The 15,582-nt window shown below is 40.6% G+C and carries 16 protein-coding genes; 3 read left to right on the top strand and 13 right to left on the bottom strand.

Annotated elements, in window-relative coordinates; genetic code table 11:
• Positions 1 to 193: 193 nt before the first annotated feature.
• The 10 genes from KTO63_RS13050 to KTO63_RS13005 all read right to left on the bottom strand — a co-directional run bounded on the left by KTO63_RS13050 (position 194) and on the right by KTO63_RS13005 (position 10,317).
• The gene (locus KTO63_RS13050; RefSeq protein ID WP_217791758.1) at positions 194 to 1,258 is read right to left on the bottom strand and encodes a carboxypeptidase-like regulatory domain-containing protein; all 1,065 of its coding nucleotides are present in this window, start codon (positions 1,256 to 1,258) and stop codon (positions 194 to 196) included.
• An 80-nt stretch (positions 1,259 to 1,338) separates the two neighbouring features.
• Positions 1,339 to 1,968 carry a carboxypeptidase-like regulatory domain-containing protein gene (locus KTO63_RS13045; protein ID WP_217791756.1) on the bottom strand — a complete coding sequence of 210 codons (630 nt, stop codon included), beginning with the start codon at positions 1,966 to 1,968 and terminating at the stop codon, positions 1,339 to 1,341.
• Between the two features lie 260 nt (positions 1,969 to 2,228).
• Positions 2,229 to 3,617, bottom strand: coding sequence for a DNRLRE domain-containing protein (locus KTO63_RS13040; RefSeq protein WP_217791750.1), 1,389 nt, complete (start codon positions 3,615 to 3,617; stop codon positions 2,229 to 2,231).
• 176 nt (positions 3,618 to 3,793) lie between these two features.
• Positions 3,794 to 5,371 (bottom strand): F0F1 ATP synthase subunit alpha, encoded by a 1,578-nt coding sequence (gene atpA / locus KTO63_RS13035; RefSeq protein ID WP_217791749.1) that lies wholly within the window; start codon positions 5,369 to 5,371, stop codon positions 3,794 to 3,796.
• A gap of 91 nt (positions 5,372 to 5,462) precedes the next feature.
• A complete protein-coding gene (gene atpH, locus KTO63_RS13030; protein WP_217791748.1) occupies positions 5,463 to 6,026 on the bottom strand; it encodes an ATP synthase F1 subunit delta in 564 nt (187 codons plus the stop codon).
• 48 nt (positions 6,027 to 6,074) lie between these two features.
• Positions 6,075 to 6,569 carry a F0F1 ATP synthase subunit B gene (gene atpF / locus KTO63_RS13025; RefSeq protein WP_217791747.1) on the bottom strand — a complete coding sequence of 165 codons (495 nt, stop codon included), beginning with the start codon at positions 6,567 to 6,569 and terminating at the stop codon, positions 6,075 to 6,077.
• A 114-nt stretch (positions 6,570 to 6,683) separates the two neighbouring features.
• On the bottom strand, positions 6,684 to 6,899 hold the full coding sequence (gene atpE / locus KTO63_RS13020) for an ATP synthase F0 subunit C (RefSeq protein WP_232373160.1): 216 nt from the start codon (positions 6,897 to 6,899) through the stop codon (positions 6,684 to 6,686).
• Positions 6,900 to 7,048: 149 nt separating this feature from the next.
• Positions 7,049 to 8,086, bottom strand: a complete 1,038-nt coding sequence (gene atpB, locus KTO63_RS13015) for a F0F1 ATP synthase subunit A (protein WP_232373159.1) — start codon at positions 8,084 to 8,086, stop codon at positions 7,049 to 7,051.
• 231 nt (positions 8,087 to 8,317) lie between these two features.
• A complete protein-coding gene (locus tag KTO63_RS13010) occupies positions 8,318 to 8,521 on the bottom strand; it encodes a hypothetical protein (RefSeq protein WP_217791744.1) in 204 nt (67 codons plus the stop codon).
• The gene (locus tag KTO63_RS13005; protein ID WP_217791743.1) at positions 8,521 to 10,317 is read right to left on the bottom strand and encodes an ABC transporter ATP-binding protein; all 1,797 of its coding nucleotides are present in this window, start codon (positions 10,315 to 10,317) and stop codon (positions 8,521 to 8,523) included. The genes KTO63_RS13010 and KTO63_RS13005 overlap by 1 nt, the downstream gene beginning before the upstream one ends.
• A 306-nt stretch (positions 10,318 to 10,623) precedes the next feature.
• Here KTO63_RS13005 and KTO63_RS13000 point away from each other — a divergent pair, with 306 nt between their 5' ends.
• Positions 10,624 to 11,136 carry an LURP-one-related/scramblase family protein gene (locus KTO63_RS13000; RefSeq protein ID WP_217791742.1) on the top strand — a complete coding sequence of 171 codons (513 nt, stop codon included), beginning with the start codon at positions 10,624 to 10,626 and terminating at the stop codon, positions 11,134 to 11,136.
• A 289-nt stretch (positions 11,137 to 11,425) separates the two neighbouring features.
• A complete protein-coding gene (locus KTO63_RS12995) occupies positions 11,426 to 12,121 on the top strand; it encodes a hypothetical protein (RefSeq protein ID WP_217791741.1) in 696 nt (231 codons plus the stop codon).
• 371 nt (positions 12,122 to 12,492) lie between these two features.
• Here KTO63_RS12995 and KTO63_RS12990 read toward each other — a convergent pair whose 3' ends face one another.
• Complete coding sequence (locus KTO63_RS12990) at positions 12,493 to 13,632, bottom strand: endonuclease/exonuclease/phosphatase family protein (RefSeq protein WP_217791740.1); 1,140 nt, start codon at positions 13,630 to 13,632, stop codon at positions 12,493 to 12,495.
• Positions 13,633 to 13,705: 73 nt separating this feature from the next.
• On the opposite strand from KTO63_RS12990, the gene gloA2 reads away from it, so the two are divergent.
• Positions 13,706 to 14,092 carry an SMU1112c/YaeR family gloxylase I-like metalloprotein gene (gene gloA2 / locus KTO63_RS12985; protein WP_217791739.1) on the top strand — a complete coding sequence of 129 codons (387 nt, stop codon included), beginning with the start codon at positions 13,706 to 13,708 and terminating at the stop codon, positions 14,090 to 14,092.
• 161 nt (positions 14,093 to 14,253) lie between these two features.
• Here the strand turns inward: gloA2 and KTO63_RS12980 are convergent, their stop codons facing one another.
• The gene (locus KTO63_RS12980; protein ID WP_217791738.1) at positions 14,254 to 14,973 is read right to left on the bottom strand and encodes a 2-phosphosulfolactate phosphatase; all 720 of its coding nucleotides are present in this window, start codon (positions 14,971 to 14,973) and stop codon (positions 14,254 to 14,256) included.
• A gap of 100 nt (positions 14,974 to 15,073) precedes the next feature.
• Positions 15,074 to 15,547 carry an SRPBCC family protein gene (locus KTO63_RS12975; RefSeq protein WP_217791737.1) on the bottom strand — a complete coding sequence of 158 codons (474 nt, stop codon included), beginning with the start codon at positions 15,545 to 15,547 and terminating at the stop codon, positions 15,074 to 15,076.
• Positions 15,548 to 15,582 lie beyond the last annotated feature (35 nt).

Genomic DNA, 15,582 nt, shown 5'->3' with positions numbered 1-15,582 from the left:
CGGATGAGCAAAGATAGAGCCTTAGAGAGTTGAAAATTGAAAATTGAAAGTTGAAAATTAAGAGTTGTTAACCGTTGCGCATGGAGAACAAGTTTTGAGGGTAGGAAACAAACGAATAGAGGTATTGTTTCTTGCGCTTTACGAACCGACAATTTTCAATTTTCAACTTTCAATTTTCAATTAAATAACAATTCTACAACACCACCACCTTGTCCGTATACAGCTTGCCCGTTTGTTCATTCACCATTCTAATGTAATAAATGCCAGAAGCAAGAGATGCTGATATTTGCAATTGAAAAAGCTGGCCCTTGGCAGACGTTATTTTTTGCGATGAAATTAGTTGGGATGAGTTGCTGATTAATTGGAGGGAATAATTGCCTTCTTCTTTTAATTGTATGTTAATTGCTCCGCCTTTTCGCGCTGGATTAGGATAAGCAGTAAACCAACCGTTGCCGGTTACCTTTTTAACTGAATCAACGACCTGTGTGAATACGGTTGTACTAACTCCAATGGCTCCGCCCATAACCATCGTGCATCTGGTAGAAGGATACGCCACCACAACAACTTCTTTCAGTTCTGCAGCTTTGGGAATCATTTCCACCAACATATCCTTTTTGCTGGCAGATAAAACTTTTACATTTTTTGTTTCATAACCAATAGAGGAAACTGATAACTCAACACTGTCTTTACTTATCGGAATTTTCGCATTAATACTGAATGTTCCATCACTTGCTGAAACTTTATAAGCTTTACCGTTTAGCGAAATACTGGCTCCGGCCAATGGCTCATTTGCATTGTTCACTACCGTTCCTTTTATATGCAAATTCTTGTGAGTCTTTTGGTCAACATACTCCTTTCCTTCCACAGAAGCCACCATACCAAAATACACCACATCCTGCGGTGCATCCACGAGCTGCGTTTTTGAGTCTGTTTTTAATTGTGTTTCTCCTGTTTGTGACACGGCTTTATTGCTGAACCAAAATCCAAAACCCACTGTCATAATCCACTTCCACAGAGACACTTTGGCCTTCGCCTGTTGCTTGTCCAGTGGCCTGTCAAGCTGGTCATCACGGAAACGCCCACACGTATTCCCTTTCTGTTTGGAGAAATATTCCAGAATTTGCTTGTCACTTAGCAGGCTAAAATCAACCACTTGTTTGGAGCAACTTTGGCAAAACCTGCCTTTGTCTGTGGTGCTCATTTTATTCCAATCCTCATGGCAGGGATCGGCGATGTGCAGACTTGTTTTAGTACTCATATGGCAATTTTATAGAAGGATGCAAAAAAAATCCGATTGCATAAATCCATTAAAAAGAATACCGCATTGCCCCTTGTCTATTATTTTTTAGTGACCGCTGATTTCAATGAAAATATAAATCGATCAACAATAGATCTTTTTTTGAAAGATATACCGCCTACACGGCCCTCTAACAATGAACCCAAATTATATTCTTTAGCGGGACAGGCAATTTCAATATCATTTAGTACAACGTCCATTTTCGTAGAATTATCCACTGGCTGCTTCATGTATGTTGTTGCATAGCCAACTGCAGAGATTGCAATATCTATGCTGTCCCGCGTTAGGCCAGTTGTTTTACTCAGATCAAAATAGCCCAGGCTATCCGTTATGCAACACGCAATTCCGTTTATGCTTATGATCGCACTGCTGACGGCATTTCCCCTTTGGTCTTTTACAAACCCCGACAACGATACACTATCTTTTTTTGAAAACTCTTTGGGATGAATTTGCCCTCGTTTTGTTTCTCTTGCAATCAGCTCTTTATGCTTTATTGGCATTTTGCCTTGAGCCTTCACGTTGATTCCTATCCAGAAACTCGTTAGAAAAGTGAAGACAAGTTTGAGTTTAGAAATCTCGTCATTTGATTTCTTCAAATCTAAAGTTCGGTCGAGTTGATGAGGTTGCAATCGTCCGCAAATTTCAGTGTGGCTCTTTTTCAGGTAGGCCATTATCTGTTTATCGCTCCAAAGACTGAAATCAGTTACCGTTTTATTGCAAAGGGCACAATGCCTGCCTTTTTCCTGTGGCGTCATTTTTGTCCAATCTTGCTGGCAGGGATTATCTATATGCAACGTAATCTTAGGGCTCATACAGCAGCTTTTTATCTATGATGCCTATGCGATATGAATTACATAACAAAACGTCGATTTATCCAAATAAAAAACAGCAAGCGTTGACTTGCTGTTTCCATTTACTATTTACTATAAAATTAGTTCTTGGGGGTGTACTCATATGTAACCACTAGCTTCGGACGTTTTGCTGCATTGGCCACTTCGCTCGTTCCAAATACCAGGAACCTGTAAATCTGTTCTACCTGCAATTGAAAACAAAATCCATAATTCTGCTTTTTTGTAACCATGTCCTGCACCATCGCTGTAACATCAATATCCGTTACATCAAAGTTCCATTGGGTTGCAGAATATGGCAATTCCACTTTATTTTCTTCAACAGTAACCGGCTTATTGTTCCAGTTGATAGTTGCTTGATCCCAGTTAGCAGCTACTCTTTTTAACCATGTTTTGTTGTCGCCATATGAAGCATAACCAGAACCTGGATAATATGAGTTGCCCGCCGTGATCTCAGGACTTATGCTTGCATCAACTCCGTACAAAGAAAGCTTGGCTGATTTAATGGTAGCCTCGGCCGGAATTGAATCTATATCGACGAACTTTATATAACCACGCTCAGAGCCTTCACCCGCTCCCGAAGCATTCCAAGTTGCTCTTGCTGCAACCAGGTTTTGAAGGGCATTCATATTACCGGCAGCACGTGCGCCACCATCTGTTTCACGATAGGCAACTGTGCAATCCTGTCCTTTGTCTGCGCCCGGTTGCATAGTTGAAGTTTTTGTGACAGGTTGTGGAGTATTCGACTTTTCGCCGGGAACATATTCGTAAGTAACAACAAGCTTTGGACGTTTTGACGCGTTGGCAACTTCGCATGTCCCAAACAGTAAGAACCTGTAAATCTGCTCCACCTGCAACTGTAAGCAAAAACCATAATTATGATTGCTTGTGACCATGTCTTGCACCATTGCTGTGACATCAATATCAGTAACGTCGAAACCCCACTGCATTGTAGATACCGGCAACTCTACTTTGTTATCTTCTACAGTACCTGGTTTGTTGTTCCAGTTAATAGTTGTTTGATCCCAGTTAGCAGTTACCCTTTTTAACCATGTTTTGTTATCACCAAATGATGAATAATTGGAACCAGGATAAACCGAGTTTCCTGCTGTGATTTCAGAACTGGATTCAACTCCATATAAATAAAGTTTCGCTGATTTAATAGTGGCCTTCTGAGGAATTGTATCGAGCGCTGCAAACTTAATATAGCCGCGCTCCGTACCTTCTCCTGCTCCGGAAGCATTCCATGTTGCTCTTGCCGCAACAAGGTTGTGAAGCGCGTTCATATTACCGGCGGCACGAACGCCGCCATCAGTTTCGCGATAAGCAACCGTGCAATCTTGTCCGGTGCTGGCATCTGGCTGTATGGTTATAGTCTTTGTTACTTTTTGGGTTGGGTCAGTGTCATGCGACTTGCGACATGAGATTGTCAAAAGCGGTATCGCGGATAATAATAGAAGAACCTTTTTCATAGCTCAAAAGTTTAATTTTAGGGGAGGTTATTCCAAAATATAAAAAAAACCAGCCTTTTCCTACGTCTACCGGAAATTTGAGTGCAAATACCCGGGTAATACTCCAACCAAAAGCTAAGACAAAATAAAGGCCATCTCTTTCGAGACGGCCTTTATGATATATGATCGGGTAGATCTTATTTGTACTGAGGAATGATATGTCTTGCCAACTCCACCATTTTCTTGATTCCGTCATCAGGTAAATTACCTTTTTTGAAATCAGTCAATACATCAGGGAATTTTGTTTCCAGTTCTGAGAGGAACTGTTGTTCAAATTCTTTCACTCTTCTTACAGGAACTTCACGCAACAAACCTTGTGTACCAAGATAGATGATCGCAACTTGTTTCTCTACAGTGTATGGAGAGTACTGAGGTTGTTTAAGGATTTCCACGTTACGTGCACCTTTGTCCAACACCAGTTTAGTAGCAGCATCAAGGTCACCACCGAATTTAGAGAAAGCCTCCATTTCGCGGTAAAGCGCCTGGTCAAGTTTTAATGTACCAGAAACTTTTTTCATTGATTTGATCTGAGCGCTACCACCCACACGGCTTACAGAGATACCTACGTTGATCGCCGGACGGATACCTGCGTTGAACAAGTTACCTTCCAGGAAGATCTGACCGTCTGTAATTGAAATTACGTTTGTAGGGATATATGCAGATACGTCACCAGCTTGTGTTTCGATAATTGGCAAAGCAGTCAAAGAACCACCACCTTTTACCAAATGTTTGATCGAATCAGGAAGATCATTCATTTTTTTAGCAACGTCATCTTTATTGATAACTTTTGCAGCTCTTTCCAGCAAACGGCTGTGCAGGTAGAATACGTCACCTGGATAAGCCTCACGTCCCGGTGGACGACGAAGCAACAAGGATACCTCACGGTAAGCCACAGCTTGTTTAGAAAGGTCATCATAGATGATCAAAGCCGGACGACCAGTATCACGGAAAAACTCACCTATCGCAGCACCAGCAAATGGAGCGTAGAACTGCAACGCAGCTGGCTCAGATGCGGATGCAGATACGATTACAGTGTAATCCATCGCGCCGTTGTCTGCCAATGTTTTCATCACACCTGCGATGGTAGAAGCTTTCTGACCGATCGCAACATATATACAATAAACAGGTTTGCCTGCTTTGAAAAATTCTTTCTGATTGATGATGGTATCGATCGCGATAGCTGTTTTACCAGTCTGACGGTCACCAATGATCAACTCACGCTGACCACGACCAATAGGGATCATCGCATCGATAGCTTTAATACCAGTTTGCAAAGGCTCTTTTACCGGCTCACGGAAAATTACACCCGGCGCTTTACGCTCCAGAGGCATTTCGTAACGCTCACCAGTGATCGGACCTTTACCATCGATTGGGTTACCCAAAGTGTTTACAACACGTCCAAGCATGCCCTCACCTACGTTAATAGATGCGATCAAACCTGTACGGCGCACTTTAGCACCTTCTCTGATTTCGCCTACTTCACCCATCAATACCACACCCACGTTATCTTCTTCAAGGTTCATGGCGATAGCCTGAACTCCATTATCGAACTCAACCAACTCTCCACTGCGTACATTACCCAATCCATATACACGGGCAATACCGTCACCTACCTGTAAAACGGTACCCATTTCTTCCAGGTCTGCAGCAGCGGTGAAGTTGCTCAACTGCTGCCTCAATATCGCCGATATTTCATCGGGTTTAATTTCTGCCATATCGAATGAATGTTTATGTTGTTAACTTAATTTTTAAATATCAATCGTTAGAGGTCGCTTTTGAATCGAGCTTAACTCAATTCATTTTCCTTTACTTTATCTTGTAAACAAAGTCGTTATTTAAGAACTGCTTTTTAACCTGATTAAGATAGAAGCTAACACTTGTGTCTACTTCCATATCATCTACCTGCAATATAAAGCCGCCGATTATATCAGGGTTTACTACTTCTTCAAGCTCTATGTTTTTAACCTGGGTTTTTTTCTGAACTTTTTCGATCAGTTCTTTCTTTATTTCGTCGCTTACGGGAACAGCTGTAGTGAGCTTTAATGTTTTAATTCCTTTGTAAACTTTGTATTCTTTAACGAAAGCGGTAATAATATCAGACATCTCACTCTCACGGCCTTTTTGCACAAGCAGTGTGTTGAAACGAGCGGTCATTTCGCTTATTTTACCACTGGTAACCGCTTCCAGAATGCTTTTCTTTTTATCCGCTTTTATAATAGGGCTGTTCAATATTCTCTTAAACTCCGGGCTTGCATTGCAGATGGCCTGCAAAACGAGCATATCATTATACACTGTATCAACCTGGCCTTTTTCAACTGCCAGTTCGAAAAGTGACTTTGCATATCTTGTTGCTAAACGTAGGTTTTGCATTTTGCTTTACTGGTTCTTACCAGGGAATGTTTACGCTTGAAATAATATTTAGTTCAGTTTGATGTCGTTTGCAAGTTGCTGGATGTACTGCTCTTGCTCTGGTTTATTACCCAGTTCTTTGCGCAATACTTTTTCTGCAACATCCAAAACCAATACACCAACCTGATTTTTAAGTTCTACCAGCGTAGCCATTTTTTGTTGGTTGATCACAGCCTGAGCGTCTGCTACAATTTTAGCTGCTTCTGCTTTTGCCTGCTCTTTCGCTTCGTGAACGATTTTGTCTTTAGCATCGCGGGCTTCTTTCAATAAAGCAGATCTTTCTTCACGAGCCTGCGCCATCAAAGCTTCGTTTTCGCTCTTCATTTGCGCCATTTCGTTTTTCACTCTTTCTGCCGTAGCGATAGAATCAGCAATATTTTTTTCTCTCGCACTCAAAGTTGTAAGGATTGGTTTCCATGCAAACTTTTTCAAAATCAGGAACACGATAATGAAAGCAACAAGTGTCCAAAAGAAAAAGCCTAAAGCGGGCATTAGTAATTCCATATATAAGCTATTTGATAGTTGTAATTTTTAAACTGACTTTTTTTCTCAAAACTACTTTATAGAAAAACTGCACTCTCGGCCCTGTGCGTTGAGTGCAGAATTCTTTTACGTGGACTATTTAGCCAATACAGCCAAAAGACCTGCGATTACAGCGAAAAGGGCAACACCCTCGATGAACGCTGCAGTCAGGATCATGTTTCCACGAATGTCGTTAGCGGCTTCTGGTTGGCGAGCGATTGATTCAACTGCACCTTTACCAATTTGACCGATACCAATACCTGCACCGATAGCAGCAAGACCAGCACCGATAGCACCACCGAACTGTGCCATACCTGCCTCTAATAAAACCATCATTGACATACAATTTGAGTTTTGAGATTTATAAAAAAAGTTATAAGTTCTGAGTTTTAAGTTTTGAGTTATAAGTTTCAGAAGCAACTCCTTACACTTTATACCTCACGCTTAAGCCTTTTTATTTATTAATGAGCGTGCGCCTCATCATGGTGCTCCCCCTCGAATGCCTGACCGATAAATACGGCGGTAAGGTTCGTGAAGATGAACGCCTGGATAAAGGCAACCAATATTTCAATTACGTAAATGAAAACGGAGAAAGCAACAGACACAGGAGAGAAACCCCAGCCGGCAACCGTTGTCATTTGACCAAAAATGAAAATCAAGGAAACAAAGCTAAGTATAACAATGTGACCAGCTGTCATGTTCGCAAAAAGACGGATCATCAATGCTGCTGGTTTAATAAAGATACTTAACAACTCTACAGGGATTAGAATCAGTTTTACAAGGAAAGGTACGCCGGGAGGCCAGAAGATGTGACCCCAGAAGTGACCGTTCGTGCTGATCATAATCACAATAAAAGAAATTAATGCCAGCAAAGCGGTAAAGGCAATGTTACCTGTTACGTTTGCTGAACCTGGAATAAGGCCGATAATATTATTAATAAGGATAAAGAAAAATACAGTTAATAAATAAGGCATGTATTTTTCATACTTGTGACCAAGATTTGGTTTCGCAACATCGTCGCGAACGAAGGTGATAACCGGCTCCACTGCATTCTGGAAGCCAGACGGAGCAACGTTGTGACCTTGTGCTTTGTATTTTTTTGCAATGCTCGTCATCATCCAGATAAGAAGGATAACGGCAAGGAGCATTTGAAATACGTTTTTAGTAATGGAGAAGTCGTATGCTTTCACACTTTCATCCACATTACCGTTTGCATCAACCGCTACGATCTTGTCGTGTTCTAATTTGTAACCATTGTAAGCAACTTCACCTTCTTCAAATTTAGAAGAAGAGAATACACTTAAACCGCGTTGAGGAGAGTAAACAATAACAGGCAAAGGCATTGTGAAATGCTTTTCACCCAAAGTGAAAAAATGGAATTCGTGTGAGTCTGCAATGTGGTGCAAGATCGCATCACCTGCATTGAATTCTTCGGAATGACCTTCTTTATGGTCAGCGTTTGCTTGTTCGTGCGTTTCATGCTCTTTTGGTTGAGCCATTGACGCATTATAAAAAAAGACACTGAGTAGGCTGAAAGCCGCAACCAGTAAAGATTTAACACTTCTGAGGGTCATACCTGTTCTGAAATTTGCGGCAAAGATAAGGATGGATGGCTAAAAATTGGAAAATAGACAGTTGAAAACGAAAAAAAGTTATTTCTATGTTCAAAAAGGGCCTACTTTCTGTCAGCTCTCAGTATTTTTCCTGATTTCTTTGATTCTTATCAGGTTCTAATCCTTGTGAGTAATTTTTGCTCTTTTAATCATTACATTGCGCTTAAGCATCCGGCTGAAAAGAAGAAACTTCTCCATATCCGAGCGGCATATGTCTTCGCGCAACCTCTCCTCATCTGTTTTTGGGATAAGCAGTTTCTTTTCCGCTTTGGAGGTGTCGGAAGGGAGATTATTGTTCGTATTGTGGTTATTGATATCCATTACCTGATTTGAACGGCCGCCGCTTTTTGTTTTTCAAACTGCAGACTATGCAATTTAGCGTAAAATCCGCCCAGATTCAATAGCTCGTCGTGGGTGCCCATTTCCTTGATTTCCCCTTTGTCGAGTACTATTATTTTGTCTGCTTTACGAATGGTGGAGAGCCTGTGTGCTATTACTATGGCTGTGCGTCCGGTGATAAGCGTATCGATCGCATGTTGTATAAGTTGCTCACTTTCAGTATCTATGCTTGAGGTTGCTTCGTCTAGTACAAGAATCGAGGGTTCGTATAACAATGCCCTTATGAACGAAATCAGCTGCCTTTGTCCCATTGACAGTGTGCTTCCTCTTTCCATTACATTATAATCATAGCCGCCCGGTAGTTGCATGATAAAGTCGTGAACGCCGATAAGCCTTGCCGCTTCCTCTACCTTCTGGTACGGAATATCTTTGTTTCGCAACGTGATGTTATCCATTACCGACCCGGAAAACAGGAAGACGTCCTGCAAAACGATACCTATTTTACCACGAAGCGCTTCAACTGAATAGTCATTGATGTTTACATCATCAATCTTAATCTCTCCTTTTTGTATTGCGTAAAGTCTGTTTAAGAGACTGATAATGGATGTTTTACCGCTTCCTGTATGTCCGACAAGTGCCACTGTTTCACCTGGTTGTATGGTAAAATCAATGTTCTTCAGCACATACTTGTCTTCCACATAACTGAACCAAACCTTATCAAAATCAACTTTCCCTCTCATTTCGGTTGGCGCATATGTTCCTTGTTTCTTAATATAATCCTGGTTGTCAAGCACTTTGAATACACGCTCGCTGGCAACCATTCCCATTTGCAGGACGTTGAATTTATCGGCAATTACCCGCAACGGCCTGAATAACAAGTTCAAATACAATATAAAAGAGATCATTTTACCTGTAAGCGCCAGGGCTTTATCTGCCGGCAAATTCATGGCCTGGGTGGCGGCCCACCATACCAAGAGGCCCGTGGAAACTGCGAGAATTATTTCGACAACAGGAAAGAAAACCGAGTAGGCAAAAATTGCTTTGATATTGGCGTTGCGGTGTTCGCGATTGATTTTTTTGAACTTTGTAAATTCTCTTTCTTCTGCCGCAAAAGCCTGCACAATGGCTATTCCCGTAAGGTGCTCCTGCACAAATGCGTTCAAGGCTGCCACCGCGTTACGAACCATGATGAAGGATTTGTTTACGCTTTCCTTGAAAAAGTAGGTGGCGATGATTATAAATGGAAATGGAGAAAGACTTATCAGCGCCAGTTTCCAGTCCACCAAAAACATGACTATCAGGATGGATAAAATAGAAAGCAGATCTGCAATAATTGGAATCAATCCATCGGAGAAAATATCATTGATCGATTCTATGTCATTGATTGTACGAGTGGTAAGCGTGCCTATTGGCGTTTTGTCGAATTGGGAAAGGTTAAGACCTAGTATTTTGTTGTACACTTTTACTCTTAAATCCTTTACAACGGATTGACCGAGCCAGGCTGTAATAAATGAGAAATAAAACCGCACGCCGGTTTCAATGAGCAACAATACGATTTGAATGATCGTGATATCAACGATCATTTGAAGCAGTCCGTTCTTAATGTATTTATTTACCGTGAGTTGTATGAGATATGGGCGTATTGGAGAAAATATAGCGAGCAGGATGGCAAGAAAAATGGACAAGTATATTTTCTTTTTATAAGGTGCCGCTATTTGGAAAACTCTTCTTAATAACGCAAAATCAAAGATTTTTTTCTTCGCTGAAGCTTCTGCCATGGAACAAAGATAAGTTATCCGTTATTGAATAAAACGAAGATTACACCAACGGAGTCAGCAGATTGTGCAAGTTCCAAACCTGAACGATTTTCAATTAGGTTAACGGGCCGCGAGCATATGAGTTTCATTTTCTCTACCTCAACAAATTTTCGGCGCCTTGCAAATTCACCCGTTTGTCCAAAAATTGGCTCTTTTTAAAAGACTTATGTCCCATTTATATATGCAACATTTACCTCTAATATGAAATTTGGCAAAAAAAACGTGGATAAAATTCTTGAGACCCGATTCCTAAAAAAAGAGTCAAGCGTGGCTGTAGACATTGATTACAAAAAATTTTTTAATCAGTATAAGGTCTGTAGCGAGAACGGTGAATTCTTTGCGAGCATAGTTCATGAAAAATCAAGGGCGCAGAAATTTTTCGATTTTTTTCTGATCGATAAGACAAATTCATACGCATTCAAAATAACAAGTGCAGATGGAAATACACTGGCAAGTGTTCATCGATCAAATGCCATCTGGCAAAAACGTTTTAATATTTTCGATAAAAACAACAGCCTTGTCTATACGATTTGCCCAAAATCAAACTTCAAAAGAATTTCTTTCAATGTGATCAACAGCAATGAAATGCATGTTGCCAAAATCGTTGGAAATTCTGCCAATACCAGTTTTGCAATGCATGATGTGTATAATCATGTAGTTGCAATCATTAACAAGAAAAATGTTCATGATACATTTTGCGCCACCGAATTTGCAAAAATGTTTGATAAAAATGTATTGCTGGCCACTGCAATTTGTGTTGGATTGTACACTGGCGCATAAGAGTTCCCGTTAGCCTGTTTCTTTTTGAAAAAAAATATTGTCGCTGCAATGAATTGATTTTCAATTTCATTACGGCGACTTTTTATTGTCTGAAAAAAAGAAAAAAAATAAAAAGCTTGCATTTTCAAAAATCCCGTTTAATCTTTGCTACACATCTCTCCAATTCCCCAAGAAATAACCGTACCTATTTTCAAGATTTATTTTTTTCAATTCCTACAGAAGAACAAATGTTTTCCGGTATGCTATGTAGCAGTTCGCACAGTCGCACTCGGCATATAAAATTTTAATTATGAAAACTTTGTACCCATTTCAACAGGTGATCTCTGTTGTATTACAATCATGCACAAAACACTTGCCCATTCTCGCTTTCGCGGGCTCAACCATACTATTTTCTTCTAACTCGTTTGCTTCTAATACACCTGCTGGAACAAGTAGCGTAGAAAATTTTTCCATCAATATCAACAACAATAAAGTTTGCCTTAACTGGATTTCTGGTCAGCAAGGGGCTCTGAATTATTTTGTTATTGAAAAAAGCCTTGATGGCAAAAATTACAAAGATGCTGCTATCGTATTTGCTAACACTGGCACTTCGGAGAAACAGGCTTATCTTTTTAGCGATAAGGTTGCAAAGAATTCTCACAAAACAATTTATTATAGATTACGCATTGTAGATAGCCTGAACAATTTTAAACTGTCTGAAGTAAAATCATTTCGCAAGGCTAAAATTAAACAGCAAACAGTTTCAAGTCCGTTTGTAAACACGATTACAGATTCTCTTGTGTTGTCGCTTCCTAAGAACTGGCAAAAGAAAAAGGTTAGCTATGAGCTTTTCACTGCAGATGGCGGAGAGGTAAAAACATGGCAAACAGAAAGCGCAGACAAACAATCATACATAAGCGTGAAAGATCTTGCTGCAGGAAAATATTTGCTGGTAGCGACTTGCTTTAATGAGGAATTCGAACAGCGCTTTATTAAGTCTAACTAATTTATTCAATCATACTTTAAAGGGTACATTCATCAACAACCAAAGCCCTTTTTTTCCAATCAGGGCTTTTTAAAAAAATTTATCAAACTCATTTAAGAGCGTATAGTTTTAAAGGGTACGATCAATTCGCCTGGCATGTCTATGCCGGGCATTTTTTTTAATGGAGAGTTGAGAATGGAGAGTGGAGAGTTAATTGATTGTTCAGTCATTTACTATACTAATGCAAATTTCGTATCTTGTAAAGATGTATTTTTCTCAACTCTCAACTCTCAACTCTCAACTCTCAACTCTCAACTCTCAACTCTCAACTCTCAACTCTCAACTCTCAACTCTCAACTCTCAACTCTCAACTCTCAACTCTCAACTCTCAACTACTCCGGCAACTGTAGGTCCGCAATCACCGGATAATGATCAGAGAGCGCGACTTTATCACTTTTGTACTGCAGTACTTTGAATTGTTTATTGGGCAAGATGTAGTCTATACGAAGTGTGGGCGAAATGAAAGATAATGTTCTGCTTATGCCAAATGCCTTTTTACTGAAGGCATCCTGTCGATTGCCTTTCATTTGAAAGTATATATAAGAGTTAGGTACTTCGTTAAAATCGCCGCACATAATTTCGGGATAAGGGCTATTGTCAAGCACCGGTTTTATTATATTCACCTGGTGCATGCGCAAGGCGTAGGCTCGTCGGAATTTTTTGATTATCCCTTTGGTATTTACAACGGCACTGTCGGTGGATTGGCGCAGTTGTTTTATCTGCCTGTATTCTTTTCCTCCAAACAACATTGACTGCATGTGTGTCGCAAACACGCGAATCCGTTTCCCTTCTACGTCAATGTCTGTCCAGATAAAGCTTTCATTGTTTTTTAAAGAATCGGGACCGCCGTAACGTTTTCTAAAAGTATCTACGATGGGATATTTGGAAAATATACACACACCGGTTTCATATAAACTATCCCACCGCCTGTGATCCATTGCGAAGTAGTGATAAGGAAAATGCAGTGTGTCAGTTATATAGGGAATGTTCTTTGCGAATTCTTTTGTGTTGTTTGATTCAAAGAATTCTTCCACGCACAATATATCGATGTCGTTGCTGGCGATGTACTCAAACATTTTTTTTCTCTTGGACACTTTTCCGGGGGCCCAGTATTTGTTCATTTCGTCCCAGCGGGCAACGTTCCACTGCATCACGCGAATGCTGTTGGGCTTTTTCTTTTTATCAAATTTTGCGAAGGGATGAAAAGCGAAGCATGCATTTATTTGCGGCCAACCAACTAATAACACCACAAATGATAGAATCGCCCATTTAGATTTGAATAAGAGCCAGAATACTACAAAACCAACGTTCATAATCAACCAGGCCACAAACGTAACGCCCAGTAGCGAGATGAACCAGAAAGTATCGGGATTGAGAAATGCCGTGCAGCAAGCCAGCAGGAATAGGGCTGCCACTACTATATTTGAGATGATGAAGAAGCGTTTTGTAAATGTGCGAAACAAATGCTGCATGCCTTAAAGTTAATTGAAATCTGAATTTTTCTAATAAAAAAATAACCCACAATTTCGTTTACAAATTATACAAATGGCTCTACAAAATGTTCATCATATTGCTATCATTTGCAGCGATTATGCAGCGTCGAAAGATTTTTACGTAAATAAGCTGGGCCTTTCCGTTATGCAGGAGGTGTATCGCAAAGAGAGGAATTCATATAAGCTTGATCTTGCTTTGAATGGCCACTACGTGATTGAACTTTTTTCCTTTCCCAATCCTCCGGCAAGGCCAAGCAGACCGGAAGCATGCGGGCTCAGGCATCTTGCTTTTTTAGTGGATGACATTGAAGCCACCATCGCCGACCTGAATGCAAAGGGAATAGAAACAGAACCGGTGAGAGTTGATGAATATACAGGGAAGAAGTTTACGTTTTTTGCGGACCCGGATGGGTTGCCCTTGGAACTATACTCTGTGTAGGACTCTGCCTAATTTGAAAATTTGAGGATTTGAAAATTTGAAAATGGGAGGTGTAGCATTGTAACTAAGTGGTTACCTCTTGCTGGTCAAAAATGGCTGAAAAATTTTCCCAGTGCTTCCTATAATGCATTTTCAAATTTTCAAATCCTCAAATCTTCAAATTAGCCAACAACCAGCACCCCATCTTTATAGAGAGGCAAAACGTTGGCTACGTCTTTTGTAACACAGTACTGAAGGTCTTTTTGGAGGCCGTAGGCTGCGAGGCGGTGCCAGTGTGTGGTAAGCTGGATGAAGTTTTCCATGTCGTCCTTATGCAGTTCGTACATGTTTTCTGCCATTAAAGAAGAATCGCAGTGAATGGTAAAGTGCTCTTTCACGCTGCTGATTACAGCCCCTGCAAATAAAGTATCCTCAAGGTTGAAGCGATCCTTCCAGGCGGAACAGCCGAGAATCACATTTTTATTTTGTTTTACAAGAAAGTCACATACTGCTGAAAGATTGGGGAAGGAACCGGTCACGACGTCGGCTGCGCCACATTCCAGGGCCATGTGCAGGAGCTTGGTTCCATTGGTGGTGGTAAGTACAAGCGTTTTGCCTTCAATAAAATCACGTGGATATTCTGCGGGGGAGTTTCCATACTGCAGGCCCGGAATTACTTTTCCATCTCTTTCACCTGCTGTAATACCACCAATCTCGGCGCCAATCTGTTTGCAACGCTCTACGTCTGCAACCGGCACTACTGCCTTTGCGCCATTGTATAACGCGGTGCAAATGGTGGATGTTGCCCGGAACACATCGATGATCACGACTACAGATTGATTCAAATCGTACAAATGCAATAAAGCAGGGGAAAGACAAGTAAAAAGGGTTGGTTTATTCATCTGTTAGGTTGTTAGTTGTTGGTTGTTAGTTGATAGAGGTTTGTTGGGGATGCAACTTACTTTAGAAATCCTAACAACTAACAACTATCAACAAACAACTCTAATTCAAAATCAATTTCCACTTTTCAGATTCAGCGTATTCTTTGATGACCGCGTTTCTCTGTTCTATTAGTTTGTTCAGGTATTTTGTCAGAAAGAGTTTGTTTGCCAGTTTTCCAATAAAGCCATAGGGTGCCTCGAAGTGAATGAGGTCTACCATTATTGTTCCATTTGCCACGGGCTTAAAATGATGGTCGTGTTTCATGCTTTTGAAATCGCCCTTTGTCATTTCGTCTGTAAACATTTCATGTTTCTGGAGTGCGGTAATTTTTGATTGGTGCACTCTTTTCTTTCCTAAGTGCTTTGCCTTCCATGTCACTGTTTCATTAATGCCGATGAGGCCGGAAATGGTGCCGGCTATTGCCTGTTCTTCCGTGTGGGACATTGATTTTTTGTGCAGATCAATGCTTCTACTAAGATCAAAAACTCTTTCAATAGGGGCGGCTATAAACGTAGTGATATGGATTGTTGGCATATTAAGGAAATTAAAAAAAATTGCCAGCAATCATT

This window comes from Pinibacter aurantiacus (assembly GCF_019130065.1).
Taxonomy (GTDB): Bacteria; Bacteroidota; Bacteroidia; order Chitinophagales; family Chitinophagaceae; genus Pinibacter; species Pinibacter aurantiacus.
This window is presented reverse-complemented; position numbering and strand designations above follow the sequence as displayed.

Excerpts from the sequence above, each read along its gene's own strand:
- KTO63_RS12980 (WP_217791738.1), bottom strand. The coding sequence starts at position 14,973 with ATGAATAAACCAACCCTTTTTACTTGTCTTTCCCCTGCTTTATTGCAT.
- atpB (WP_232373159.1), bottom strand. The coding sequence starts at position 8,086 with ATGGCTCAACCAAAAGAGCATGAAACGCACGAACAAGCAAACGCTGAC.
- atpE (WP_232373160.1), bottom strand. The coding sequence starts at position 6,899 with ATGGCACAGTTCGGTGGTGCTATCGGTGCTGGTCTTGCTGCTATCGGT.
- KTO63_RS13045 (WP_217791756.1), bottom strand. The coding sequence starts at position 1,968 with ATGGCCTACCTGAAAAAGAGCCACACTGAAATTTGCGGACGATTGCAA.
- atpF (WP_217791747.1), bottom strand. The coding sequence starts at position 6,569 with ATGGAATTACTAATGCCCGCTTTAGGCTTTTTCTTTTGGACACTTGTT.
- gloA2 (WP_217791739.1), top strand. The coding sequence starts at position 13,706 with ATGGCTCTACAAAATGTTCATCATATTGCTATCATTTGCAGCGATTAT.
- KTO63_RS12975 (WP_217791737.1), bottom strand. The coding sequence starts at position 15,547 with ATGCCAACAATCCATATCACTACGTTTATAGCCGCCCCTATTGAAAGA.
- atpH (WP_217791748.1), bottom strand. The coding sequence starts at position 6,026 with ATGCAAAACCTACGTTTAGCAACAAGATATGCAAAGTCACTTTTCGAA.
- KTO63_RS13010 (WP_217791744.1), bottom strand. The coding sequence starts at position 8,521 with ATGGATATCAATAACCACAATACGAACAATAATCTCCCTTCCGACACC.
- KTO63_RS12990 (WP_217791740.1), bottom strand. The coding sequence starts at position 13,632 with ATGCAGCATTTGTTTCGCACATTTACAAAACGCTTCTTCATCATCTCA.
- KTO63_RS13050 (WP_217791758.1), bottom strand. The coding sequence starts at position 1,258 with ATGAGTACTAAAACAAGTCTGCACATCGCCGATCCCTGCCATGAGGAT.
- atpA (WP_217791749.1), bottom strand. The coding sequence starts at position 5,371 with ATGGCAGAAATTAAACCCGATGAAATATCGGCGATATTGAGGCAGCAG.
- KTO63_RS13040 (WP_217791750.1), bottom strand. The coding sequence starts at position 3,617 with ATGAAAAAGGTTCTTCTATTATTATCCGCGATACCGCTTTTGACAATC.
- KTO63_RS12995 (WP_217791741.1), top strand. The coding sequence starts at position 11,426 with ATGAAAACTTTGTACCCATTTCAACAGGTGATCTCTGTTGTATTACAA.
- KTO63_RS13005 (WP_217791743.1), bottom strand. The coding sequence starts at position 10,317 with ATGGCAGAAGCTTCAGCGAAGAAAAAAATCTTTGATTTTGCGTTATTA.